22 protein-coding genes are annotated in these 24,231 nt (G+C 71.0%); 14 read left to right on the top strand and 8 right to left on the bottom strand.

What is annotated here, in order from left to right; translation table 11 throughout:
- Nucleotides 1-17: 17 nt before the first annotated feature.
- Together CCZ27_RS15365 and CCZ27_RS15360 are read left to right on the top strand one after the other, a co-directional pair.
- On the top strand, nt 18-932 hold the full coding sequence (locus CCZ27_RS15365) for a LysR family transcriptional regulator (RefSeq protein ID WP_096449576.1): 915 nt from the start codon (nt 18-20) through the stop codon (nt 930-932).
- A 168-nt stretch (nt 933-1,100) separates the two neighbouring features.
- Nucleotides 1,101-3,497: a calcium-binding protein gene (locus CCZ27_RS15360; RefSeq protein ID WP_198363135.1), complete on the top strand. Its 2,397-nt coding sequence runs from the start codon at nt 1,101-1,103 to the stop codon at nt 3,495-3,497.
- Nucleotides 3,498-3,546: 49 nt separating this feature from the next.
- Here CCZ27_RS15360 and CCZ27_RS15355 read toward each other — a convergent pair whose 3' ends face one another.
- The gene (locus CCZ27_RS15355) at nt 3,547-4,656 is read right to left on the bottom strand and encodes an RNA methyltransferase (RefSeq protein WP_096449571.1); all 1,110 of its coding nucleotides are present in this window, start codon (nt 4,654-4,656) and stop codon (nt 3,547-3,549) included.
- A 378-nt stretch (nt 4,657-5,034) separates the two neighbouring features.
- On the opposite strand from CCZ27_RS15355, the gene CCZ27_RS15350 reads away from it, so the two are divergent.
- From CCZ27_RS15350 to CCZ27_RS15340, 3 genes are all read left to right on the top strand, one after another.
- The gene (locus tag CCZ27_RS15350) at nt 5,035-5,844 is read left to right on the top strand and encodes an amino acid ABC transporter substrate-binding protein (protein WP_096449569.1); all 810 of its coding nucleotides are present in this window, start codon (nt 5,035-5,037) and stop codon (nt 5,842-5,844) included.
- A 113-nt stretch (nt 5,845-5,957) separates the two neighbouring features.
- Nucleotides 5,958-6,608: an amino acid ABC transporter permease gene (locus CCZ27_RS15345; RefSeq protein ID WP_096449567.1), complete on the top strand. Its 651-nt coding sequence runs from the start codon at nt 5,958-5,960 to the stop codon at nt 6,606-6,608.
- Between the two features lie 10 nt (nt 6,609-6,618).
- Complete coding sequence (locus tag CCZ27_RS15340; protein ID WP_096449565.1) at nt 6,619-7,371, top strand: amino acid ABC transporter ATP-binding protein; 753 nt, start codon at nt 6,619-6,621, stop codon at nt 7,369-7,371.
- A gap of 16 nt (nt 7,372-7,387) precedes the next feature.
- Here CCZ27_RS15340 and CCZ27_RS15335 read toward each other — a convergent pair whose 3' ends face one another.
- Entirely contained in the window at nt 7,388-7,621 is a 234-nt protein-coding gene (locus CCZ27_RS15335) for a DUF2789 domain-containing protein (protein WP_096449563.1), read from the bottom strand.
- A 273-nt stretch (nt 7,622-7,894) separates the two neighbouring features.
- Here CCZ27_RS15335 and CCZ27_RS24355 point away from each other — a divergent pair, with 273 nt between their 5' ends.
- Nucleotides 7,895-8,854 carry a methyl-accepting chemotaxis protein gene (locus CCZ27_RS24355; protein WP_157748594.1) on the top strand — a complete coding sequence of 320 codons (960 nt, stop codon included), beginning with the start codon at nt 7,895-7,897 and terminating at the stop codon, nt 8,852-8,854.
- A 9-nt stretch (nt 8,855-8,863) separates the two neighbouring features.
- Here the strand turns inward: CCZ27_RS24355 and CCZ27_RS15325 are convergent, their stop codons facing one another.
- Genes CCZ27_RS15325 through CCZ27_RS15315 form a run of 3 tightly spaced genes read right to left on the bottom strand, consistent with a single transcriptional unit; the run spans nt 8,864 to nt 10,959 of the window.
- A complete protein-coding gene (locus tag CCZ27_RS15325) occupies nt 8,864-9,538 on the bottom strand; it encodes an alpha/beta hydrolase (protein ID WP_096449559.1) in 675 nt (224 codons plus the stop codon).
- A 33-nt stretch (nt 9,539-9,571) separates the two neighbouring features.
- Complete coding sequence (locus tag CCZ27_RS15320) at nt 9,572-10,111, bottom strand: cytochrome b (RefSeq protein WP_096449557.1); 540 nt, start codon at nt 10,109-10,111, stop codon at nt 9,572-9,574.
- 32 nt (nt 10,112-10,143) lie between these two features.
- The gene (locus CCZ27_RS15315) at nt 10,144-10,959 is read right to left on the bottom strand and encodes a DODA-type extradiol aromatic ring-opening family dioxygenase (protein ID WP_096449555.1); all 816 of its coding nucleotides are present in this window, start codon (nt 10,957-10,959) and stop codon (nt 10,144-10,146) included.
- Between the two features lie 124 nt (nt 10,960-11,083).
- Here CCZ27_RS15315 and CCZ27_RS15310 point away from each other — a divergent pair, with 124 nt between their 5' ends.
- The 5 genes from CCZ27_RS15310 to CCZ27_RS15290 all read left to right on the top strand — a co-directional run bounded on the left by CCZ27_RS15310 (nt 11,084) and on the right by CCZ27_RS15290 (nt 15,507).
- Complete coding sequence (locus tag CCZ27_RS15310; protein ID WP_096449553.1) at nt 11,084-12,031, top strand: LysR family transcriptional regulator; 948 nt, start codon at nt 11,084-11,086, stop codon at nt 12,029-12,031.
- A gap of 43 nt (nt 12,032-12,074) precedes the next feature.
- Nucleotides 12,075-13,097 carry a patatin-like phospholipase family protein gene (locus CCZ27_RS15305; RefSeq protein ID WP_096449551.1) on the top strand — a complete coding sequence of 341 codons (1,023 nt, stop codon included), beginning with the start codon at nt 12,075-12,077 and terminating at the stop codon, nt 13,095-13,097.
- Nucleotides 13,098-13,125: 28 nt separating this feature from the next.
- Nucleotides 13,126-14,148, top strand: coding sequence for a DUF5924 family protein (locus CCZ27_RS15300; RefSeq protein WP_096449549.1), 1,023 nt, complete (start codon nt 13,126-13,128; stop codon nt 14,146-14,148).
- Nucleotide 14,149: 1 nt separating this feature from the next.
- Nucleotides 14,150-15,139: a toll/interleukin-1 receptor domain-containing protein gene (locus tag CCZ27_RS15295; protein WP_232516436.1), complete on the top strand. Its 990-nt coding sequence runs from the start codon at nt 14,150-14,152 to the stop codon at nt 15,137-15,139.
- Nucleotides 15,140-15,243: 104 nt separating this feature from the next.
- Nucleotides 15,244-15,507: a hypothetical protein gene (locus tag CCZ27_RS15290; protein WP_157748593.1), complete on the top strand. Its 264-nt coding sequence runs from the start codon at nt 15,244-15,246 to the stop codon at nt 15,505-15,507.
- A gap of 31 nt (nt 15,508-15,538) precedes the next feature.
- On the opposite strand, the gene CCZ27_RS15285 is transcribed toward CCZ27_RS15290, so the two are convergent.
- The gene (locus CCZ27_RS15285) at nt 15,539-18,277 is read right to left on the bottom strand and encodes a cation-transporting P-type ATPase (RefSeq protein ID WP_096449545.1); all 2,739 of its coding nucleotides are present in this window, start codon (nt 18,275-18,277) and stop codon (nt 15,539-15,541) included.
- A 116-nt stretch (nt 18,278-18,393) separates the two neighbouring features.
- Between CCZ27_RS15285 and CCZ27_RS15280 the strand changes: the two genes are divergently transcribed.
- Nucleotides 18,394-19,281, top strand: coding sequence for a universal stress protein (locus CCZ27_RS15280; protein WP_096449543.1), 888 nt, complete (start codon nt 18,394-18,396; stop codon nt 19,279-19,281).
- Nucleotides 19,282-19,290: 9 nt separating this feature from the next.
- On the opposite strand, the gene nudC is transcribed toward CCZ27_RS15280, so the two are convergent.
- Nucleotides 19,291-20,157, bottom strand: a complete 867-nt coding sequence (gene nudC, locus CCZ27_RS15275; RefSeq protein WP_096449541.1) for an NAD(+) diphosphatase — start codon at nt 20,155-20,157, stop codon at nt 19,291-19,293.
- Nucleotides 20,150-21,409, bottom strand: a complete 1,260-nt coding sequence (locus CCZ27_RS15270) for an Hsp70 family protein (protein WP_096449539.1) — start codon at nt 21,407-21,409, stop codon at nt 20,150-20,152. Before CCZ27_RS15270 ends, nudC begins: the two co-directional genes overlap by 8 nt.
- Before the next feature lie 138 nt (nt 21,410-21,547).
- Here CCZ27_RS15270 and CCZ27_RS15265 point away from each other — a divergent pair, with 138 nt between their 5' ends.
- Complete coding sequence (locus tag CCZ27_RS15265) at nt 21,548-23,131, top strand: thymidine phosphorylase family protein (RefSeq protein WP_096449537.1); 1,584 nt, start codon at nt 21,548-21,550, stop codon at nt 23,129-23,131.
- Nucleotides 23,131-24,036 carry a ribose-phosphate diphosphokinase gene (locus tag CCZ27_RS15260; RefSeq protein WP_096449535.1) on the top strand — a complete coding sequence of 302 codons (906 nt, stop codon included), beginning with the start codon at nt 23,131-23,133 and terminating at the stop codon, nt 24,034-24,036. Before CCZ27_RS15265 ends, CCZ27_RS15260 begins: the two co-directional genes overlap by 1 nt.
- Nucleotides 24,037-24,231: the final 195 nt, after the last annotated feature.

The raw sequence follows: 24,231 nt of genomic DNA, 5'->3' as shown, positions 1-24,231 counted from the left end.
GGGAGCCGGAGCAAGGAATGGACCGCCACACCGAAATCCGCAGCTTCACCCTCGTCGCCGAGAAGGGCAGCTTCGCCGCCGCCGCGCTGGCCGAAGGGGTCACCCCCGTCGTGATGGGGCGCCGGCTCGACGCGCTCGAGCGGCGCCTGGGCGTCAAGCTGATGCACCGTTCCACGCGCGGGCTCACGCTCACCGACCTCGGCGAACAGTTCCTCGAACAGTGCCGCCAGTTGCTGCGCGAGTTCGATGCCATCGAGACCGGCATCAGCGCCGGGCGCACCGTCGTGCGCGGGCATCTCGTCGTCTCGGCGCCGGCGGCCTTCGGCCGGCGCCACGTCGCGCCGCATGCGCCCGCGTTCAAGGCGCTGCATCCCGAACTCAGGATGTCGTTCAACTTCACCGACAGCGTGGTGGACCTGGTGCGCGAGGGCTACGACATGGCGATCCGCATCGGCGAGGTCACCGACCCGAACTACGTCGCGGTGCGCCTGTATCCCAACCGGCGGGTGGTGTGCGGCACGCCCGGATACTTCGAGCGCCACGGCGTGCCGCGCGTGCCCGAGGATCTCGCGCGCTACAACTGCCTCGCCTTCAACCTGCAGGGCGGCCAGCAGCGCGGCTGGAGCTTCATGCGCGACGGCAGGCTGTTCGCGGTGCGGGTCGACGGCGACCTCGACTGCAACGACGGCGAACTGCTCTACGGCTGGGTCAAGCAGGGCCTGGGGATAGGATGGCGCTCCACCTGGGAGATCCAGGCCGAACTCAAGCGCGGCGAACTCGTCACCGTGCTCGACGAGTTCGCCGTGCCCAGCTACGACATCCAGGCGGTATATCCGCAGCAGCGCTACCTGCCGGCGAAGGTGCGGCGCTTCATCGATCACGTGAAGGCGATCTACAACACGCCCGGCTACTGGGAGGGCGGGGCGGCCTGACGGGAAACGGCCGCCGTCGCCGGCCGGCGGCGATGCGGGCGGGCATGGCGGCATGAGGGCGGCGGCCGGAGCACGGCGCCCCGCCGGCCGCGCACGCGGTAGCGCCGTACGGGCGCGCCGGTTAGACTCGCCGCGGATTGATTCGTCCAACCTGCGATGGGATACGACATGAGCACATTCGGCAACATCGGCGACACCCGCGTCATCGGCCCCGGCTTCGACTATGCCGATTTCGCGGTGGAGATGAATACCGTTTTCGGCACGCTGTATGCGGTGGCGGCCGCTATCTCCGGTGAATATCCGCAGCCTTCCTACGGCCCCGGCCAACTGGTGCTGAACTGGAGCGACGGCACCACGCTGGTGGGCGACATCGCGTCGCAGCACGGCAACGTGGTCACGCTCGACCACATCGGCCTGGAGACCTCCGGTATCTGGGTCGAAGGCTACGGCAAGCTGAAGATCGACGGCGGCAATGGCACGCTGTCGCAGGTGAGCGCATCCAGGCTGGGCTTCGGCAACGGCCAGGTCACCGAGGTGTGGACCGGCAACCTGACGCTGGACCTCGCCACCGGTGCGGCGACGGGCGATCTCAAGACGATGACCCTGGCGTGGAGCGTGGACGATCCGGCCACCCCCGCCTTCGAATGGCAGTACTTCACGCTCAAGGGCGATGCCAGCATCACGCCCGCCGGTGAGATCACCGGAAAGGTGACCGGCGTGGAGTGGGGGACCGCCACCAGCGCCGAGCTGCACGACGCCGACCTGGTCCTCGCGCCGGCCGCCAGCATCGGCGGCCTGAAGTTCGATGCTGCGACGCTGTTCGCCGCGGTCGGGAGCCATGGCTTCGCCTCGCTGGCGGCGGGCCTGTATGCCGGCAACGACGTGATCCGCGGCACCGCCGGCGGCGACTACCTGGATGCCGGCGACGGCAACGACGAGGTGTACGGCGAAGACGGGGACGACGAGATCTACGGCGGGGCGGGCAACGACACGCTCTTCGGCGGCGGCGGCAACGACTTCATCTCGGGCGGCCCGGGCAACGACCGCATCGTCGACACCGAGGGCGACAACACCATCGTCGACACCGAAGGCAAGGCCGACATCATCACCGGCAGCGGCAACGACGTGATCGAGACCGGCGCAGGCAATGACACGATCGTCGCCGGCGATGGCAACAACCAGATCTACGCCGGGGGCGGCAACAACACGGTGGAGGCCGGAGCGGGCGACGACTTCATCGAGACCGGCACGGGCAATGACACGATCGTCGCAGGCGACGGCAACAACCGGATCTACGCCGGCGGCGGCAACAACACGGTGGAGGCAGGGTCGGGCGACAATTTCATCGAGACCGGCGCGGGCAATGACACGATCGTCGCCGGCGATGGCAACAACCAGATCTACGCCGGGGGCGGCAACAACACGGTGAAGGCCGGAGCGGGCGACGACTTCATCGAGACCGGCACGGGCAATGACACGATCGTCGCAGGCGACGGCAACAACCAGATCTACGCCGGCGGCGGCAACAACACGGTGGAGACAGGGGCGGGCGACGACTTCATCGAGACCGGCACGGGCAATGACACGATCGTCGCCGGCGACGGCAACAACCAGATCTACGCCGGCGGTGGCAACAACACGGTGAAGGCCGGAGCGGGCGACGATCTCATCGAGACCGGCACGGGCAATGACACGATCGTCGCCGGCGACGGCAACAACCAGATCTACGCCGGCGGTGGCAACAACACGGTGAAGGCCGGAGCGGGCGACGATCTCATCGAGACCGGCGCGGGCAATGACACGATCGTCGCCGGCGACGGCAACAACCGGATCTACGCCGGCGGCGGCAACAATACGGTGGAGGCAGGGTCGGGCGACGATTTCATCGAGACCGGCGCGGGCAATGACACGATCGTCGCCGGCGATGGCAACAACCAGATCTACGCCGGCGGCGGCAACAACACGGTGAAGGCAGGGTCGGGCGACGATTTCATCGAGACCGGCGCGGGCAATGACACGATCGTCGCCGGCGACGGCAACAACCAGATCTACGCCGGCGGCGGCAACAATACGGTGAAGGCTGGGGCGGGCGACGATTTCATCGAGACTGGCGCAGGCAATGACATGATCGTCTCCGGCGGCGGCAACGACACGATCAACGCCGGTGCGGGCAACGACACGATCGAGGCCGGCGCCGGCGACGACGTGCTGAGGGGCGGCGCCGGCAAGGACGTGCTGTCGGGCGGCGCGGGCAGCGACATCTTCGTGTTCGACAACCTCGCCGTCGGCGGCTACGACACGATCACCGATTTCGGCGCCGGCGACATGCTCGCCTTCGACGCCGCCGTCTTCACCAGCCTTGCCGGCGGCATCGATGCGGACAACGTCGTCGTCGGCAAGGGCGCGGCGGCCACCACGCCCGATCATCATCTGATCTTCAACACCGCGGGCGGCAAGCTCTACTACGATGCCGACGGCAACGGGGCCGGCGCCGCCGTGCTGATCGCGGTGATCCAGGGCTCCACCGCCGGCCTGGGCCACGCCGATTTCACGGTGCTCGGCTGACGCCGCGACGGCGCGCTCGCCTGGCCGGCTCCGTCCGCGTGCCGGCGGTTCAGGCGGGTGAATCCGGCTTGCCCTCCGGAGCGGCGATGCCGGCACCGGACGCGCCGCCCGCCGCCCGCATCGCCCCATGCAGCCGGATGCGCGCCGGCAGCGGCTGCAGACCGGCCGCCGCGGCGCGGGCGCGCAACTGGCCGCAGCCGCCATCCACGTCCTGCCCGGCCGAGCGGCGCAGCTTGGCCAGCACGCCGCGCCGGTGCAGGCTGCGCGCCATCTCGGCGGCACGCTCCCACGGCGGGCGGCGGTAGGGCAGTTCGGCCACCGTGTTGTATGGGATCAGGTTCATCACCGCGTACTTGCCGGCGAGCAGGCGCGCGATGCCATCGACTTCGTCGTCGCCGTCGTTGATGCCTTCGAGCAGCGTCCACTGGTACTGGATGGGGTAGCCGGTGGCGCGTGCGTAGCGCTCGGCCAGTTCCACCAGTTCGTCCGGCGCGATGCGCGGCGCGCGCGGCAGCAGCGTCTCGCGCAGTTCGGCGCGGGTGGTGTGCAGCGACAGTGCCAGCGCCGGCTTCACCCCGCCCTGCGGCAGGCGTTCGAACACGCGGCGGTCGCCGACGGTGGAGAACACCAGGTTCTTGTGGCCGAAGCCGCCGCTGGTGCCGAGAAAGCCGATCGCCGCCAGCACTTCGTCCAGGTTGTGCGCGGGCTCTCCCATGCCCATGAAGACGACCTTCTTCAGCGCCTGGCGGCGGCGCGCCAGCACCACCTGGGCGACGATCTCGGCGCTGCCGAGCTGGCGCAGCAGGCCGTCGCGGCCGGTCATGCAGAACACGCAGCCCACCGCGCAGCCGACCTGGGTGGACACGCACACGCCGCCGCGCGGCAGCAGCACGCTTTCCACCGTCTGGCCGTCGGCCAGCGCCACCAGCAGGCGCGTGCCGTCCTCGCCGGGATGCTCGGAGAGCACGCGGGCGAGCCGTTCGAGTTCGTCGTGGAAGGCCGGCAGCGCGGCACGTACGCTCAGCGGCAGGAAGTCGTCGGCGCGGCTGCGGCGGGCGTCCAGCGTGCAGGCCCGTGCCCACGCCTGCAGCACGCGCCGCTCGTGGCCGGGCTTGGCGCCGGCGGCGCGCAGGCGTTGGCGGAGATGTTCGATGTGCATGGCGGGCGGATGCTAGCACCGCCGGCGGCGGCGCGATCGCATGATCGCCCGAATCCGGTCTGGCGGCGGGGGATGCGCTCCGCGTCCTGCGCAACTCGACCTCGCTGCCGCTCGGAATCTGGACAGTGCCCGTCCGCTCCACGCATCCTCCGCCGCGACGTCAGACCAATGGCCGCAAGACCTCTTCATGCGATTGCCCTGGTCGGGGCGGACGCGGGTTGATCGGGCGTGGCTTCGGGCGGACAATCACGCCCGCGCCGTGGCCGTGACGGAACCGCCGGTGCGCCGGCCCGCGTGCCTTCCGGTGCCTGCAGTGCGTCTTTCCCTGCGTTTCCTTGCGTCTTTCCTGCGACTTCTTCTTTTCCCGGGCCCGAAACCATGAACAGACTGACGTCCCTCCTGATGATGTCCCTCACTGCCGGCGCGCTGCTGGCCGGCTGCGGCAGGAACGAACCCGCGCCGTCCGCCCAGACCCAGGCCGCGCCGCCGGCCGCTGCCGCTTCCGGCAAGATCGTCATCGGCCTCGACGACAATTTCCCGCCGATGGGCTTTCGCAACGAGAAGAACGAACTGGTCGGCTTCGACATCGATCTGGCCAGGGAGGCGGCGAAGCGCCTGGGTGTGGAGGTGGAGTTCAAGCCCATCGACTGGAGCGCGAAGGAAGCCGAACTCAACGGCAGGCGCGTCGACGCGCTGTGGAACGGCCTCACCATCACCGAGCAGCGCAGGCAGAACATCGGCTTCACGTCGCCGTACATGGAGAACCACCAGATCGTCGTGGTGCCGGCGAATTCGGCGATCAGGACGAAGGCCGACCTCGCCGGCAGGACGGTGGGCGTGCAGGACGGCAGCAGCGCGGTCGACGCGGTGCAGAAGGACGCGGTGGCCGGCTCGATCAAGGAACTGCGCAAGTTCGCCGACAACGTGACCGCGCTGATGGATCTGTCCGCCGGCCGCGTCGATGCGATCGTGATGGACGAAGTGGTGGGCCGCTACTACACGGCGAAGAAGCCGGGCGAATACCAGGTGCTGGACGATCACTTCGGCACCGAGGAATACGGCGTGGGCACGCGCAAGGACGACACCGAACTGCTGGCGAAGCTGCAGAAGGCGATGGACGACATGAAGCAGGACGGCAGCGCGGCGCGCATCTCCACCGAGTGGTTCGGCAAGGACATCATCAGATAAGAAGCGGACGCGGACGCCGGGCCTCCCGCGCGGCGCCGGACCGGCTGCGGCATCCGCCCTGCGCGCAGTTCCCCACGCGGCCCGGGCCGCCTTTGCATCGCTTCGATCGCCGCATGGACTACATCCTCAGCATCGTCGGGCCGCTGGCACAGGGTTCGGTGGTCACGCTCAAGCTCTTCTTCGTCACGCTGGCGCTGGCGGTCCCGCTGGGGCTCGCACTGGCGCTGGTGCGCATCTCGCGCTTTCGCACCGCCAGCCGGCTCGTCAACGGCTACCTGTGGCTGATGCGCGGCACGCCGCTGATGCTGCAACTGCTGTTCATCTACTTTGCGCTGCCCTTCGTGCCGGTGGTCGGCGTGCGGCTGCCGGACTTTCCGGCGGCGATCGTCGCCTTCGCGCTGAACTACGCGGCCTACTTCGCCGAGATCTTCCGCGCCGGCATCCAGTCCATCGACCGCGGCCAGTACGAGGGCGCCAAGGTGCTGGGCTTCACCTATGGCCAGACGATGCGCCGCATCGTGCTGCCGCAGGTGGTCAAGCGCATCCTGCCGCCGATGAGCAACGAGACGATCACGCTGGTGAAGGACACCTCGCTGATCTACGTGCTGGCGCTCAACGACCTGCTGCGCGCCGCGCGCGGCATCGTGCAGCGCGACTTCACGATCACGCCCTTCGTCGTCGCTGCGGCCTTCTACCTGGCGATGACGCTGGTGCTGACCTGGCTCTTCCAGCGCCTGGAGAAACGCCATGCCGTCTATGACTGACGCTGCGCCGATGATCCGCGCCGAAGGCATCCGCAAGCGCTTCGGTGCGCACGAGGTGCTCAAGGGCGTGTCGCTCGCCATGGCCAAGGGCGAGGTGATCGCGGTGATCGGCCCGTCCGGCTCGGGCAAGAGCACCTTCCTGCGCTGCCTGAACCACCTGGAGACGATCGACGCCGGGCGCATCGACATCGAGGGCGACACGCTGGTCGCCACCGACGCCGCCGGCCACTGCCGCTACGCGCCGGACGTCGAGGTGCGCCGCATCTGCCGGCGCATGGGCATGGTGTTCCAGCACTTCAACCTGTTTCCGCACCTCACCGTGCTGCAGAACATCATCGAGGCGCCGGTCACGGTGAAAGGGCTGAAGCGCGAAGCCGTCGTGCCCAAGGCCGAGGCGCTGCTGCGCAAGGTGGGCCTCTCCGACAAGCGCGACGCCTATCCGGCGCGGCTCTCCGGCGGGCAGAAGCAGCGCGTGGCGATCGCCCGCGCGCTGGCGATGGAGCCGGACATCATGCTGTTCGACGAGCCGACCTCGGCGCTGGACCCGGAACTCACCGGCGAGGTGCTGCGCACCATGCGCCAGCTCGCCGACGAGCACATGACGATGCTGGTGGTCACGCACGAGATGGGCTTCGCGCGCGAAGTCGCCAGCCGGGTGGCGTTCATGGACGGCGGCGAACTGATCGAGTCGCGCCCGGCGGCGGAATTCTTCGCCCGCCCCGAGCATCCGCGCACGCGCGCCTTCCTCGACAGCATGCTGTAGGCGCGCGCCGCGTCTCTCACTCGCTCAGCAGCACCGCCAGCGTGTCGATCAGCTCGGCCCAGTCGGCATCGTCGTCGATTTCCTCGCGCAGGAACTGGGCCTGGCTCGGCGACCAGAAGGGGGCATCGGCCAGCGGCACGCCGGGCGGCAGCGGGCGATGGCTGGCGATGAAGCGCTGTATCGATTCGGCGTCGTCGGGCAGGCCGAGCTGGCCGAACAGCTCCGAAAGTTCATGCGTCGCTTTTTCCATGCTGGGTCTCCGTGGCGAAGGCGTGCCGGTGTGGCGGGCGGGCAGGCGGCGATGCAAGCCGCCTCGTGCACACGATAGAGCAGTATCGCCGCAGGCAAAAGGGCGGCGGGGCGGCGCCCGGCCTGCCGCCGGACGCCGATCTTCGGCCGTCGACTGCGTCACATCTGCGCGCCGGTGCCGATGGGATATCATCCTCGCCATTGCCCGTGCGTACGCCGCGGAAAATGGCGGTGCGTGCACGGATCCCGTAGTTCCACTCTTTCGATTCCCGCCATGCAATCCAGCTCTCGTGTTTCCGCAGGCTCCCTGCTCTGCCTGCTGTCGGCCATCGTCGTCATCGCCGTCTCGTTCCTTTCCCCCGACATTGCCCGCATCGGCGGCGGCGTCGCGGTGCTGCTAGCGCTGGCCGGCGCGGCGCTCGGGCTGCGGGGCGCGCCGGCGGCCAGGCACGAAGCCGCGCTGCGCGAGCTGCAAGCCGATCTCGAACGCAGCCGCGGCGAGAACGCGACGCTGCGCACCCGGCTGCAGAACGCCGAGGCAGAGGCCGCGGCACGCCCGCAGTCCGACGCAGCCGCGAGCGGCGCGCAGGTCGCCGCGCTGCAGCGCACGTGCGCCGATGCCGCCGGGCTGGCGACGGAGCTGATCGCGCTGGTGGATCAGGCGTTGTCCGACATGGCGGTGGCCAACACGCTGGCCAAGAGCAGCGGCGAGAGCGTGGCCGCCGGCGCCGATCTGATGACGCGCGCCAGGGAGGCGATCGACCTGCTGGGTGCCGGCCTGCAGCGCGCGCAGGACGATCTCGTCGCGCTGGCGGCGCAGTCGGGCGAGATCAGCGGCATCGTCGCGTCGATCACGCAGATTTCCGAGCAGACCAACCTGCTCGCGCTCAACGCGGCGATCGAGGCGGCGCGTGCCGGCGAGGCGGGCCGCGGCTTCGCGGTGGTGGCCGACGAGGTGCGCAAGCTGGCCGAGCAGGCGCGCAACGCCAGCGAACGCATCGGCCGCATCGCCGCCGATCTCAACATGACCTCGCGCGACGCCTCGGATGCGGTGCGCGAAACGAGTCGCGTGGTCGACAGCGGCCGCTCGCTGGCCTCGGGCGCGCACGACGCGATGGTCCAGATCCAGTCGGGCGCGAAGCAGCGCGTCGAGGTCGTGACCCAGATCACCCGCGCGATCGGCCGCCAGCGCGAACTGGGCGCCAGCATCCTGCAGGCGCTCGAAACCCGCTGACGGCGCCTCTCAGCCGCGCGGCGCCAGCAGGCGCCGCACCCACGCGGCGAAATCGTCCGCCATGTCGCGGGTGATCTCGTGGCGCGCGGCGTAGCGCCTCTCTTCGAAGCGCACGCCCAGCCGCCGCAGCAGTTCGGCGCTGCGCTGCGCCCACGCCACCGGCAGGCGGTCGTCCTGTTCGCCGTGGGCGATCAGCGCCTCCAGCCCGGCCAGGGCTTCCGGCGGTGCGATCAGCGGGGCGATCTCCGGCAGGATGCGGCCCGACAGGATGGCGAAGCCTGCCACCGTTTGCGGACAGGTCAGCGCCAGCCCCGCCGCCATGATGCCGCCCTGGCTGAAGCCCGCCGCCAGCGTGCGCGCCGGCGCGATGCCGGTGCGCGCCTGCAGTTCGCCGGCGAAACGCTGCAGCCTGCGGCGGCTGTCTTCCGCCGCGGCGGCGTCGATCACCGGGCCGTTTGCGGTGAATTCCACGGTGAAGGCGCTGTAGGAGCCCGGCGCCATTTCCAGCGGCGAGCGCACCAGCGCCACGGCGACGTCGTCGGGCAGCAGCGCGGCCAGCCCGGCGAGCGAGCTTTCGTTGCTGCCCACGCCGTGCATCAGCAGCACGAGGCCGGCGGCGGCGCCGTGCGCCTCCCTCAGGCGGTAGGGCAGGCTCAGGTCTTCGGTCAGCGGCGGCAGGTCCATGCGGGTTCTCTCATAGGGATGCGGAAGGGACGGTCAGCTCTTCTGCGTGGCGGGCAGCATGCGGGTCAGCACGTCGTCGCGGTCGATGAAGTGGTGCTTCAGCGCCGCGCCGACGTGGGCCACGACGACCGCCAGCAGCGTGAAGTTGAGCGCCTTGTGCACACCCAGCAGCAGATCGCCCAGTTCGGCGTCCTTGGCCACCAGGTCGGGCAGCGGCAGCACGCCGAACCAGACCGTCTGGAAGCCCTTGGCCGAACTCATCAGCCAGCCGCTGATGGGGATCATCAGCATCAGCGCGTACAGCACCCAGTGCGCGGCCTGCGCCGCCGCGCGCTGCAGCGCCGGCATGGCCGCCGGCAGCGGCGGTGCCGGATGGGCGATGCGCCAAGCCAGGCGCACGATGGCCAGCAGGAACAGCGTCACGCCGGCCCATTTGTGCCAGGAATAGAGCTGCAGCTTGGTCGGCGACAGCGGCAGGTCGTGCATGTACACGCCCAGGGAGAAAGTGCCGATGATGCCCAGCGCAACCAGCCAGTGCAGCGAGATCGCGGTACGGTCGTAGCGGTTGTCCATGTTCGTTCCTTAAATCCGGGGGAAGGGGGTTCTCAGGCCGGCACCGGCTGCGGCACGGCTTCGAGCGCGAGGCGCACGCCGAACACGAAGCTGTCCATGCTCAGCACGCCGTAGGTGATGCCGCCTTCCAGCCGCGTGGCGCTGCGCCAGTCCTCGCCCGCCGCGCCGATGGCGAAGTACAGCGGCAGGAAGTGCTCGTCGGTGGGATGTGCGCGCACCGCCGACGGCGCCTGGCTGCGGTAGTCCAGCAGCGCGCCGAGGTCGCCGTCGCCGATGCGCTGCCACACCCAGTCGGCGAACGCCTGCGCATAGGGGTCGCCGCCGCCGGCGCTGCGAAACTCGTACAGGTTGTGCGTCATGCTGCCCGAGGCGACGATGAGGATGCCGCGTTCGCGCAGCGGTGCCAGCGCCTGGCCCAGTTCCAGCAGCGCGAGCGGCGACGGGCTGCTCGGCTGGGTGATCTGCACCACCGGGACGTCGGCGCCGGGGTAGAGGTAGCGCAGCGGCACCCAGGCGCCGTGGTCGAGCCCGTTGTGCGGATTGACCGTGGCCTGCAGGCGATGGTGGGCGAGCTGCGCGACCACTTCGGCGGCCACCTCCGGCGCGCCGGGGGCAGGGTAGCGCAGTTCGTACAGCATGCGCGGAAAGCCGCCGAAGTCGTGCACCGTGTCGGGCGCGGCGGCGCCGGTCACTTCCAGCCGGCGGCCCATCCAGTGCGGGGACAGCACCAGCACCGCGCGCGGGCGCGGCAGCGCATGGCCGAGCCGGCCGAGCAGCGGGCCGAGCAGGCCCGGCTCCACCGCGAACATCGGCGAGCCGTGGGACAGGAACAGCGTGGGCAGCTTCATCGGGGTTCCTCGGGCCGGAGCCTGTGCCGGCATGGCGATGGACGTAATCTATTGCCATTGCCGGCAGGGATAAACCACGGAATGCTTGATTGACTGTAAAGGAAAAGTTGACGATAAGTCACATATGGATCGCTTCCGGGAAATGGAGAGCTTCGTCGCGGTGGTGGAAGCCGGCAGCTTCGTCGGCGCCGCCGAGCTGCTGCGCGTGACCAAGGCGGCGGTGTCGCGCGGCGTGATCGAACTCGAGGAGCGGCTGGGTGCGCGCCTGCTGCAGCGGACCACCCGCCGCCTGTCGCTGACCGAAGCCGGGCGCGCCTACTATGGCCGCTGCAAGCAGATCCTGGCCGAAGTGGAAGAGGCCGACGGCGCGGTGGGCGCCGTCACCGGCCATCCGGTGGGGCGGCTGCGCATCAACGCGCCGTTCTCGTTCGGCATCCTGCATCTGGCGCCGCTGTGGGGGCCGTTCATGGAGCGCTATCCCGACGTCGAACTGGAGGTGAGCCTGGCCGACCGCCTGGTCGACGTGGTCGAGGAAGGTTTCGACGTCGTCGTGCGCATCAGCCGGCTGGAGGATTCCAGCCTGGTCCACCGCCGGCTGGCGTCCACCCGCGTGGTCGCCTGCGCCAGCCCGCAGTACCTCGCCCGCCACGGCAGCCCGGCAAGCGTTGCCGAACTCGCGCGCCATCCGGTGATCGCCTACACCTATGCCGCCAAGGGCGACCTGTGGCGCTTCGCCACCGCCGACGGCGAAGAGGAAGTGCAGACCCGCCCGCGCATGCGCGCCAACAACGGCGACACCTGCCGCGCAGTGGCGCTGGCGCACCAGGGCATCGTGCTGCAGCCGGACTTCCTCGTCGCCGGCGACCTGGCCGCGGGCCGCCTGGTGGAAGTGCTGCCCGGCTGCAGCGGGCCGGAGATCGGCATCTTCGCCGTCTACCCGTCGCGCAAGCACCTGTCGGTGAAGGTGCGCGCGCTGGTGGATTTCCTCGCCGCGGCCTTCGCGCGGCCGTCGTGGCAGGCGCCGGCCGCCGCGGCTGATACGCGCGGTAACGGGCTGCGCTTGCAGTTTTGATGCTGCAATGCAACATTAAAGTTTTCTCCAGCCGGAGCCGCCCATGCTGTTCACCCCGCGCCACGCCAACCGTGTCAGCCTCGCCCTGCAGGGCGGCGGCGCCCATGGCGCCTTCACCTGGGGCGTGCTCGATGCGCTGCTGGAGGACGGCAGGCTGGAGTTCGACGGCGTCAGCGGCACCAGCGCCGGGGCGATGAACGCCGTCGTGCTCGCCGACGGCCTGGAGCGGGGCGGCCGCGACGGCGCGCGCGAGGCGCTCCGGCGCTTCTGGGAAGCGGTGGCGAGCGCCGCTCCGTTCGACCTCAGCGTCGGCGCCGACGCCGAAACCGGCACCCTGGCGCCGGGCATCCGCATGCTGCTGTACTGGGCGCGGCAGTTCTCGCCGTCGCAGCTCAATCCGTTCGACATCAACCCGCTGCGCGACGTCATCAGCGCGCAGATCGACTTCGAGCGCCTGCGCGCCACCAGCCGGCTCAAGCTGTTCGTCGCCGCCACGCACGCCAACACCGGCCGCCTGCGCTTGTTCCGCACGCACGAACTGAGCGTCGCGGCGCTGCTGGCCTCGGCCTGCCTGCCGTCGATCCACCACACCATCGAAGTCGACGGCGAACCCTACTGGGACGGCGGCTACTCGGCCAACCCGGCGATCTTTCCGCTGGTGTACGACTGCAGCGCCACCGACATCGTGCTCGTGCTGCTGAGCCCGCTGCTGCACGGCCAGACGCCACATAGCGCCGAGGAGATCCGCGCGCGCCAGATGGACCTCGCCTTCAACGCGACCTTCCTGCGCGAGATGCGCTCCCTGGCGCACGCGCGCGAATACGCGTCGCGCTCGCTGCTGCCGCTGGGCCGGCTGGAGCGGCGGCTCAAGCGCGTGCATTTCCACCTCATCGCCGCCGACGAACTGCTCAGCCAGCTCGCCACCGAGACCAAGCTGACCACCAGCCTGGCCTTTCTCGAGATGCTGCGCGAGCGCGGCCGCGCGCACGCGGCGGACTGGCTGGAAGCGCACCGCTGGGAGATCGGCCGGCGCTCGTCGGTGGACATCGGCGGCGTGTTCCATTGAAGTCTCGGCCCGCCGCCGTCCGCCGTCGATGATCGTCTGGAAAACCCGCCTGCTGCGGCTTTTCGTCCTGGTCCGCCGCTACCCTGGCGTCATCGCCGCCTTCGGCTTCGTGTCGGGCCTGGTCAGCTTCTTCCTCGTCGACCGCCACGAAGGCTTCGCCCGCATCATCGCGGTGCTGATGCTGGCGAGCTGGGTGTGGCTGATCCTCGAGCAACTGCTGTGCCGCCTGGTGGAGCGCTGGTTCGGCTTCACGCTGCCGCCGCCGCTGTTGCGCTACGCTACCCAACTGATCCATCAGGAAAGCCTGTTCTTCGCGCTGCCCTTCTTCGCCACCACGACCTCGTGGAACAGCGGCCAGTTCGTGTTCACCGGCCTGCTCGGCGCGGCGGCGCTGGTATCCATCATCGATCCGGTCTACTACCGGCGCCTGGCGCCGCGGCGCTGGCTGTACCTGACCTACCATACGCTGACGCTGTTCGCGGTGCTGCTCGCCGCGCTGCCGGTGATCCTGCAGACGCCCACGCCGCAGAGCTACCGGCTGGCGCTGGGCGTGGCAGTGCTGCTGTCCTTTCCCAGCGTCGCCGGGTCGCTGCCGCTGCGGCGCTGGTGGCGCGGCGCGGTGCTGATCGCACTGATGGCGGCGCTGGCTGCTGCCGGATGGTGGCTGCGGCTATGGGTGCCGCCGGCCACGCTGTGGCTGCACCACGTCGCGGTGACGGCCGAATTCGACGGTGCCAGCCGCGTCCCGGGGCAGACGCTGCGCGAGATCGACGCCGCGCAACTGGCTGCGCAGGGCCTCTATGCCTATACCGCCATCAATGCGCCGCAGGGCCTGCAGGAGCGCATCTGGCACGTCTGGATGCGCGACGGCGTCGAGGTGGACCGCATCGCGCTCGACATCCGCGGCGGGCGCAGGGAAGGCTACCGGGCGTGGACGCACAAGCAGAACTTTCCGCCGCAGCCGGCCGGGCGCTGGCAGGTGAAAGTGCTGACCGACGCCGGGCAGATGATCGGCACGCTGCGCTTCCAGGTGACGGAAGCGCAGCAGTAGGATGAGCGGCCGCGGGCCGGGCGCGGACGGCCTGTCGGCGGAGGGAGGGAAAAGGATGGCGCGGCTGTTCGTGTCCTATCGCAGGGAAGACAGCGCCGGCTTCGCCGGGCGCCTCACCGACGCGCTGGAGCGCACCTACGGCGAAGGCAGCGTCTTCCGCGACGTGGACGACATCCGCCCCGGGGAGGACTTCGCACAGATCATCCAGCGTGGCCTCGACGAGGTGGCGGCGGTGCTGGTGGTGATCGGCCCCGGCTGGCTCGATGCCGGCGACGCCGGCGGACGGCGCCTGGAACGCGCCGACGATTTCGTGCGGCGCGAGATCGAGGGCGCACTGGCCGTCGGCAAGCCGCTGCTGCCGATCCTCGTCGGCGGCGCCCGCATGCCGGCCGCGGAGCACCTGCCGCCGTCGATCCGGCCGCTGGCGGCGCGGCAGGCGCTGGTGCTGGGCGATGCGTCGTGGAAGAGCGACCTGGCCGCCCTGGAGGCCGCGCTGCAACCCGTGCTGGCCGGCGGCGGGGATGAGGCGGCCAGCACCTCCGTACCGCCGCGGGGGCGCCCGCCGGCGCGCCGTGCGTGGCTGCTCGCCGCGCTGGGGGTCGTGCTGGCGGCGTCGCTGGCGGCCCTGGTCCCCGGCTGGCGTGCGGAGCCCGCAATGGCCGACGACATCGCCGGGACCTGGGGTGGCAGCGTCGAATATCCATGGGGCGCGCGCCACGACGAGCGCTTCGAGCTGGCCGTGCGCGACGGCGCCATCGTCGGCAGCGCCAGCTTCCTGGGCCTGCCGCGCACCATCGAATCCGGCGAACTGCGCGGCGGACGGCTGCATTTCACCACCCGCAGCAACGAGGTACTGGGCGACTCGCCACCGCGCGAGGTGCTGCACCGCTACGTCGGCGAACCGGGGCGGGACGAGATCCGCTTTGTGCTCGAAAGCCGGAATGGCTACAGTGCCAACCCGCCGACGCATTTCGTGCTGCACCGCCGGTAGGGCGTGCCGCCAGGGCGATGCGGGCGTCCCGACTGCGGCGCGCCCCGGTGCGGCGGCGGTACATGCCGGCACGACCGGGGACCCGTCCTTTGCGGGAGAACATCATGAGAGGCTTGACTCACACGGTATTGACGACGCTTGCGGCGTCCGTGCTGGGCGTGTCGGCCAGCGCTTTCGGCGGTTCCATGGGGCACGCGGGCCATGCCGCTGCGGACGACCCGTGGTCCGGCGATCTGCGCTACGGCATCTATCACATCGCCGCCGAACGCGACGCGATGAAATCCGGCGGCATGGAAGCCGGGCAGGCAGGCCGCGTCGGGCCGGAATCGGTGCCGGTGAGCCAGTTGCGAAGGCGCGCCGGCACGTGATCGGGGCAATGTGTCCGGCATGCGGCCGGCTTCAGCCCCCGGCTACCCGGGCCGCGAGGCCGCTGCGGCGCAGCGCGAATTTCTCCAGTTCGGCGACGACGAACACCAGCAGCCCGGCGCAGAACACCTTCAGCCATTCGAGCGGCGACAGATCGGCCGAGCCGAAGATCTGCTGCATGGTCGCGGTGTGGGTGAACGCGAGCTGCAGCGGGATGCACGCCGCGATGGCCAGCAGCGCGGCGCGGTTGCCGGTGAGTCCGGCGCGGTTGGCGACCGGTGCGAAGATGGAGCGGCTGTTGAGCAGGTAGAACATCTCGGCGGCGACCACCGCGTTGACCGCCATCGTGCGCGCCGCCTCGATGCCGGTGCCGCGATCGAGTTCCCACAGGAAGAGGCCGAGCGCGCCGCTCATCATCAGCACCGACACCATCGCCACCCGCCACACGAAGAAGCCGGTGAGCAGCGGCTGGCCGGGCGGGCGCGGGCGGCGCGCCATGATGTTGCGCTCGGCCGGCTCGAAGGCCAGCGCCAGCCCCAGCGTGCTGGAGGTGACCATGTTGATCCACAGCACCTGCGCCGGGGTGAGCGGCAGCGTCAGCTCGAACAGGATGGCGGCGATCACCACCAGCGCCTCGCCGCCATTGGTGGGCAGCATGAACAGGATGAACTTCTTCAGGTTGTCGTACACCGCGCGGCCTTCTCGCACCGCGGTGGCGATGGTGGCGAAGTTGTCGTCGGCCAGCACCATGTCGGCGGCTTCCTTGGCCGCCTCGGTGCCCTTCAGCCCCATCGCCACGCCGACGTCGGCGCACTTGAGCGCGGGGGCGTCGTTGACGCCGTCGCCGGTCATCGCCACCACCTGGCCGTCGTCCTGCAGCGCCTGCACCAGGCGCAGCTTGTGCTCCGGGCTGGCGCGCGCGAACACGTCCACCTCCATGGCGACGCGGCGCAGTTCGGCGTCGTCCATCAGCGCGACCTCGGCGCCGGTCAGGGCCGGCCGGCCGGCGCCGATGGCCAGTTGGGCGCCGATGGCGCGCGCGGTCTCGGCGTGGTCGCCGGTGATCATCTTGACCCGGATGCCGGCGCGGTGGCAGTCGGCGACGGCCTCGATCGCCTCTTCACGCGGCGGGTCGATGATGCCGACGATGGCCAGCAGCATGTAGCCGTGCTCCACGTCGGCCAGGCCCAGCGCGCCGTCGGCGGGGGCGGCGCGCCGGCACGCCAGCGTGAGCAGGCGCAGGCCCTGCGCCGCCAGGTGGGTGGCGGCGCGGCGCCAGGCGTCGGCATCGAGCGCGCGTTCGCCGTCGTGGCCGAGCTGCGAGGCGCAGATGTCCAGGATGCGCTCGGGCGCGCCCTTGACGAAGATCCACGGTTCGCCGTCGGCATCGCGGTGGTGGGTGGCCATGAAGCGGTGCTCGGACTCGAACGGGATGGTGTCCACCCGCGGCCACGCCGACTTGCCGGCATCGCGCGTGAAGCCGGCCTTTTCGCCCAGCACCAGCAGCGCGCCTTCGGTGGGGTCGCCTTCCACCCGCCACACGCCGTCCTCCCTGCGCAGGCGGGCGTCGTTGCACAGCACGCCGGCGCGGATCGCCAGCGCCAGCGCAGGATAGCGCGCGGTGTCGACGACGCGGCCGTCGATGCCGATGTCGCCCACCGGCGCGTAGCCGATGCCGCCCACGTCGAACACGTGGCCGGCGCAGGCGATGCGCTGCACGGTCATCTCGTTGCGCGTGAGCGTGCCGGTCTTGTCCGAGCAGATCACCGTGACCGAGCCCAGCGTCTCGACCGCCGGCAGGTGGCGGATGATGGCGTTGCGCCGCGCCATGCGCTGCACGCCCAGCGCCAGCGTGACGGTCATGATCGCCGGCAGCCCTTCGGGAATCGCCGACGCCGCCAGCGCCACGACCATCATGAACATCTCGGCCGGCGCATGGCCGCGCCATAGCGTGCCGATGATGAAGGTCGCCGCGGCCATGCCGGTGATGGCCAGCGCCAGCACGCGGCCGAAGCGGTCGATCTGGCGGATCAGCGGCGTGGCCAGGCTGCGGATGCCGCTCAGCATCTCGTCGATGCGGCCCAGCTCGGTGGCGCTGCCGGTGGCTACGACGATGCCGGTGGCCTGGCCATGGACGACCAGCGTGCCGGAATACGCCATGCCGCCGCGGTCGCCCAGCGGCGCGTCGGCCGCCACCGCCACGGTGTCCTTTTCCACCGGCAGGGATTCGCCGGTGAGCGCCGCTTCCTCCACCCGCAGTTCGCGCACCGACACCAGGCGCAGGTCGGCCGGCACGCGGTCGCCCGAAGCGAGCGCGACGAGGTCGCCCGGCACCAGGTCGGCGGCGTCGATCTCGCGCCGGTGGCCGTCGCGGATCACCATCGCATGCGGCGACAGCATGCCGCGGATGGCGTCCAGCGCGGCTTCGGCGCGGCCTTCCTGGATGAAGCCGATGATCGCGTTGATCACCACCGCGGCGAGCAGCACGCCGGTGTCGACCCAGTGGCCGAGCAGCGCGGTGATCAGCGCCGCCGCCATCATCACGTACAGCAGGATGTTGTGGAACTGCGCCAGCAGGCGCAGCAGTGCGCCGCGGCGCTTTGGCGGCGCGAGGCGGTTCGGCCCGTAGCGGGCGAGGCGCGAGCGCGCCGCGGCTTCGCTCAGGCCGTACGGCCCGGTCTGCAGCAGATCGCGCACCTCGTCGCCGGACAGCGTGTGCCAGTGGTGGGAAGGCGCCTCGGTGCGGGCGGCGGCAAGCGCATCGTCGTGCATGGCGGGGTACCTGTCATGGGACGGTCATGGACCGTTCGATTGGATTCTCACGAAACTATAATGGCTTCTCCATCCGTACCGGGCGTTCTGCCCGGCGACGAGCAAGGAGCGAAGCGATGGCCCATCGACTGCAACACCTGCTGGCGGCGACCGATTTCTCCGCCCCGGCGCGCCATGCCGCCGACCGCGCGGCGCTGGTCGCGCGCGAATCCGGCGCCACGCTCGACCTGCTGCACGTGGCCGCGCTGGCGCCGCTGCAGAAGTTCCGCCGGCTGGTGGGCGCGGTGCCCGAGCGGATCGAACAGCAGATGCTGGACGCGGCGCGGGACGAACTGGCCGCGCTCGCCGCCGTGCTGCATCGCCATCACGGCGTGGCCGCCGGCGTGCACGTGCGCAGCGGCGCGCTGCTGGCCGAACTGGCGGCGCAGGCCGGGGAGAGCGGCGCCGATCTCGTCGTGCTCGGCGCGCGCGGCGCCAGCTTCATGCGCCACGTGCTGCTGGGCTCGACCGCCGAGCGCATGATCGGGCGCGCGACGCGGCCGATGCTGGTGGTGAAGCAGGCCGCGCACGAGGCATACCGCAGCGTGCTGGTGCCGGTGGATTTCTCGCCGTCGTCCGAGCGCACGCTGCGCGACGTGCGTACGCTCGCACCCGGCGCCGACATCGTGCTGCTGCACGCCTTCGAGGTGCCGTTCGAAGGCAAGCTGCGCCTGGCCGGCGTGGAAGACGATGTGATCCACTGCTACCGCGGCGCCGCGCGGAAGGAGGCGCTGGAGAGGATGCGCGCGCTGGCCGCCGGCGCCGGCCTCGAACCGCAGCGCACGCACATGCTTGTGGTGCACGGCGAGCCGTGGCAGCACATCATCGAGCAGGAGCAGGAACAGGACTGCGACCTGGTCGCCGTCGGCAAGCACGGCGAAAGCCCGGTCGAGGACGTGCTGCTGGGCAGCGTCACCCGCCACGTGCTGACGCAGTCGCAGGGCGACGTGCTGGTGTCGGTGTAGCGGGCGCGCCTACGCCGGCGGCCAGGCGCGCCCGCGGCGGCGGCAGAAGTCGCGCAGCAGCCAGTGGGCGATGGTCGAGGGCCCCGGCAGCGAGGCGGGCAGCGCGTCGATGTGGAAGAAGGCGGCGTGCTCGATCTCGTCCTCGGCGCAGACGACGTTGCCGCCATCGTAGTCGGCGTGGAAGCCCAGCATCAGCGAGTGCGGGAAGGGCCACGGCTGGCTGGCGAAGTAGCGCAGGTTGCGCACGCGCAGCGCGACCTCTTCCTGGATCTCGCGGTGCAGGGCCTCCTCGGCCGATTCGCCGGCATCCACGAAGCCCGCCAGCGTGCTGTAGAAGCCGGGGGCGAAATGGTACGAGCGGCCGAGCAGGATCTCGTCGCCGCGCTCCACCGCGACGATGATCACCGGCGACACGCGCGGATAGTGCTCGCGTCCGCATCCGGGATCGGTGCAGCGGCGCACCTTGGCGTCGCCGTCCTGCACCGTGGGCGCGCCGCAGGCGCCGCAGAACTGGTGGGCGCGGTCCCATTCGATGAGTTCCAGCGCACGCGCGGCCAGCCGGCGCAGGCCGTCGGGCAGGTGGTCGTTGAGCCGCTTCAGGTGGGTGAAGGCGGTGCCCGGCGGCGGTTCGGCATCGGCCGGCAGTTCGGCCGCGTGGCAGGGCAGGCCGGTGCCCGCGCCCGCCTCCGGCGGAATGCCCAGCGACTGGATGCGCAGCGGCAGGCAGCCGAGGGCGGCGAGGGCGTCGCCGGCCGGCAGCGTGCCGGTGTCGGTCAGCAGCAGTTCGGCGCCGCGAAAGGCCAGCCAGCGCCCCTGCCGGGGGTGTTCGAGGGCGCCGTTCGTGCGCGCGTCCCGTTCCGTCGATCCGTCAGCCATAGCGTCTTGCCGCCTCCACCGCGAGTCCGGCGCCGATACTGCCATACAGGTCGCCCTCCACGCTGCGCGCGGCCGGCAGTTCCGCGGCGATGCGCGCGCGCAACTGGGCGACGCCGCTGGCGCCGCCGGTGAAGTAGATGGTGTCGATCCGGTCGCGGCCGATGCCTGCGTGGTCCAGCAGCCCGCTCACGCATTCGCCGACGCGCTCGACCAGGCTGCGGGTGGCGCGGGCGAAGTCTTCGCGGGTGACCGCGTGCGCGAGGCCCGGTTCCAGGCGGTCGAGCTGCAGGGTGGCGTCGGGCGCGGCCGACAGGTCGATCTTCGCCTGTTCCACCTGCAGCGCCAGCCAGTGCCCCTCGCGCCGGCTCACCAGCCGCGACAGGCGGTCGAGTTCGGTGCGTGCGGCGGCGTCGCGGTAGATGTGCTGCAGGTCGGCCCACACCTGGCGGCTGTAGGCGAAGTTGATCGTGTGCCAGGTGGCGAGCTGGAAGAAGATGCTGGACGGGATTTCCGCGCCGTTCTTCATCCTGCCGCGGTAGCCCAGCAGCGGCATCACGCATTCCAGGCTCAGCGCGCGGTCGAAGTCGGTGCCGCCGACATGCACGCCGGCGTTGCCGAGCAGGTCCTCGCGGCGCTCGCTGCTGCGGGCGCGCTCGGGCGAGAGGCGCACCAGCGAGAAGTCCGCGGTGCCGCCGCCGATGTCGGCGATCAGCACCAGTTCCTCGCGCGCCAGCGACAGTTCGTAGTGCAGCGCGGCGCCGATCGGCTCGAACTGGAAGCTCACGTCGCGAAAGCCCGCCTCGCGGGCGATCGCCTCCAGCGTGTCCTGGGCCTTGCGGTCGGCCGCCTCGTCGTCGTCGACGAAATGCACCGGGCGGCCGAACACCGCCTGCTCGAAGCGGCGTCCCGCCTGCGCTTCGGCGCGCCGCTTGAGTTCGCCGATGAAGCTCCCGAGCAGGTCGCGGAAGCGCAGCGCGCGGCCATGCACCTCGGTGTGGCCGTCGATCAGGCTGCTGCCGAGCAGGCTCTTGAGCGCGCGCATGAGCCGGCCCTCGTAGCCTTCCAGGTATTCGGCGAGCGCGGCGCGGCCGTAGCTGGTGGTGTCCTCGTCGGCGTTGAAGAACACCGCCGACGGCAGCGTCGGCCTGTCGTCCTCGAGCGCGAGCAGGGTGGGCGCCGCCGGGCGCAGCCAGCCCACGGTGGAATTGGAGGTGCCGAAGTCGATGCCGCAGGCGCGGGCGGGTGCTTGCATGGTCGGGTTCGGTGGCGGGATGGGCGGCGATGCTACGCCAGCACGCCGCCACGGTCGAGCGCCACGGCAAGGCCGGCCCGCCTGGCAGCGCGTGCGCCGGCCCTTCAAGCCCGGCGCACGCGGGTGTAGGCTGCGCCCATGGACGAGACCGAACCGACGCCTGCCGCCGGCAACGGCGGTGCGGCTTTCCCGCTGGTGCTGCGGCGCGTGGCGATCGACACCTACCGCGAGAACGTCGCCTACCTGCACCGCGATTGCGAGGTGTATCGCGCCGAGGGCTTCCAGGCCCTGGCCAAGGTCGAGGTGCGCGCCGACGGCCGGCGCATCCTGGCCACGCTCAACGTCGCCACCGATCCGCGCATCGTGCGCTGCAACGAACTCGGCCTGTCGGAGGATGCCTTCGCGCAGCTCGGCGTGGAGAACGGCGCGCCGGTGCGGGTGTCGCAGGCCGAGCCGCCGCCGTCGATCCCGGCCCTGCACCGCAAGATCGCCGGCGAGCGCCTGACGCGCGAGGATTTCCACGCCATCGTGCGCGACATCGCCGGGCACCGCTATTCCAAGATCGAGCTGACCGCCTTCGTGGTGGCGTCCAATCAGGGCGAACTCGACCGCGAGGAGGTCTACTTCCTCACCGAGGCGATGTCGCAGGCCGGCAGCCGGTTCGACTGGCGCGAGCGGCCGGTGGTGGACAAGCACTGCATCGGCGGCATCCCCGGCAACCGCACTTCCATGCTGGTGGTGCCCATCGTCGCCGCGCACGGCATGCTGTGTCCGAAGACCTCCTCGCGCGCGATCACCTCGCCGGCGGGCACCGCCGACACCATGGAGGTGCTGGCCGGCGTCGAACTGCCCATGGCGCGCCTGTCCGAGATCGTGCGCGAGCACCGCGGCTGCCTCGCATGGGGCGGCACCGCCCAATTGTCGCCCGCCGACGACGTGCTGATCTCGGTGGAGCGGCCGCTGTCCATCGATTCGCCGGGGCAGATGGTGGCCTCCATCCTGTCGAAGAAGATCGCCGCCGGCTCCACCCATCTCGTGCTCGACATCCCGGTGGGGCCCAGCGCCAAGGTGCGTTCCATGCCGGAGGCGCAGCGCCTGCGCAAGCTGTTCGAGTTCGTCGCCGCGCGCCTGAACCTGACGCTCGACGTGGTGATCACCGACGGCCGCCAGCCCATCGGCTGCGGCATCGGCCCGGTGCTGGAGGCCCGCGACGTGATGCGGGTGCTGGAGAACGATCCGCGCGCACCGGTGGACCTGCGCCAGAAGGCACTGCGGCTGGCCGGGCGCATGCTGGAGTTCGATCCCGACGTGCGGGGCGGCGACGGCTTTGCGATCGCGCGCGACATCCTCGATTCCGGCCGCGCGCTGGCGAAGATGAATGCGATCGTCCATGCCCAGGGGGCCCGGCCGTTCGACCACAACGCGCCGGAACTCGCGCGGCTCGACTTCACCGTGGCCGCGCCCGCCGCAGGCGTGGTGACCGCCATCGACAACCATCAGCTCGCCCGCATCGCGCGCCTGGCCGGCGCCCCCAAGGTGCGCGGCGCGGGCGTCGACCTGCTGCGCAAGCTGGGCGATCCGGTGGATGCGGGCGGGATCCTGTACCGGGTGCATGCCGACTTCCCCGCCGACCTCGAGTTCGCCCGCCAGGCCGCCGTGCGCGCGAGCGGCTACACGATAGGCGATGCCCGCGAAGTGCCGCACATGTACGTGGAGTTCTGATGGGCGCGGCGCTGCTCTTTTTCGACGACGAACGCGGCGCCGCCGCGCGCCTGGCGCAGGCCGCCGGGCTCGAACCGGCCTGCATCGAACGCCACCGCTTCCCCGACGACGAACTGCGCCTGCGCCTGCCCGTCGGCGCCGACGGCCGGCTGCCGCCGCGCGTGGTGCTGTTCCGCAGCCTGGCGCGCCCCAACGAAAAGCTCGTCGAACTGCTGCTCGCCGCGCGCACCGCGCGCACGCTCGGCGCCCGCCAACTGGTCCTGGTCGCCCCCTACCTCGCCTACATGCGCCAGGACGCCGCCTTCCGCCCCGGCGAGGCGGTCAGCCAGCGCGTGGTGGGCGACTTCCTCGGCAGCCTGTTCGATGCGCTCGTCACGCTGGACCCGCATCTGCACCGCGTCGCCGCGCTGTCCGAGGCGGTGCCGCTGCCGCATGCGGTGGCCCTGTCGGCGGCGCCGCTGCTGGCCGACCTGATCGCCGCCCGCTGCACGGCGCCGGTGCTGATCGGCCCCGACGCCGAATCGGCGCAGTGGGTCGGCGCCGCGGCCGCGCGCCACGGCTTCGATCACGCGGTGTGCACCAAGCACCGGCACGGCGATCACGAGGTGGACATCGAACTGCCGCCGCGGGACGTGCGCGGCCGCGCCGTGGTGCTGCTGGACGACGTCGCGAGTTCGGGGCGCACGCTGGCGCGGGCCGCCCTGCTGCTGCGCCGGGCGGGCGCCGCCAGCGTGGACGTGGCCGTCACCCACGCCCTCTTTGCCGGCGATGCGCTGCAGGCCATTCTTGCCGCCGGCGTCGGAAGGGTGTGGAGCACCGACTGCATCGCCCACCCCACCAACGCCGTTGGTGTGGCGCCGTTGCTGGCCGCCGCGCTGCGCGAACTGCCCGGCCCGGCGGCCTGATCCCGAACCCGTTCCGGGCGATACCGCTGGGCCTCGTCCCGCTGCAGATCGATTTTCCGTTCGACGGTCCCGGGGCGGCGGCATGGCGGCGGGGCGCATCGGCCGTGCGCCGCCGCAGCGAGGCCCGCGGGCGATGACGATTGCCGCGCCGCAGTGTTAGGATTCGGCCCTGAGTCGATCTCCAAGACAGCCAGC

This window comes from Thauera sp. K11 (assembly GCF_002354895.1).
Classification (GTDB): domain Bacteria; phylum Pseudomonadota; class Gammaproteobacteria; order Burkholderiales; family Rhodocyclaceae; genus Thauera; species Thauera sinica.
The sequence above is the reverse complement of the archived record's forward strand: the minus strand, read 5'-3'. Positions and strand labels throughout refer to the sequence as shown.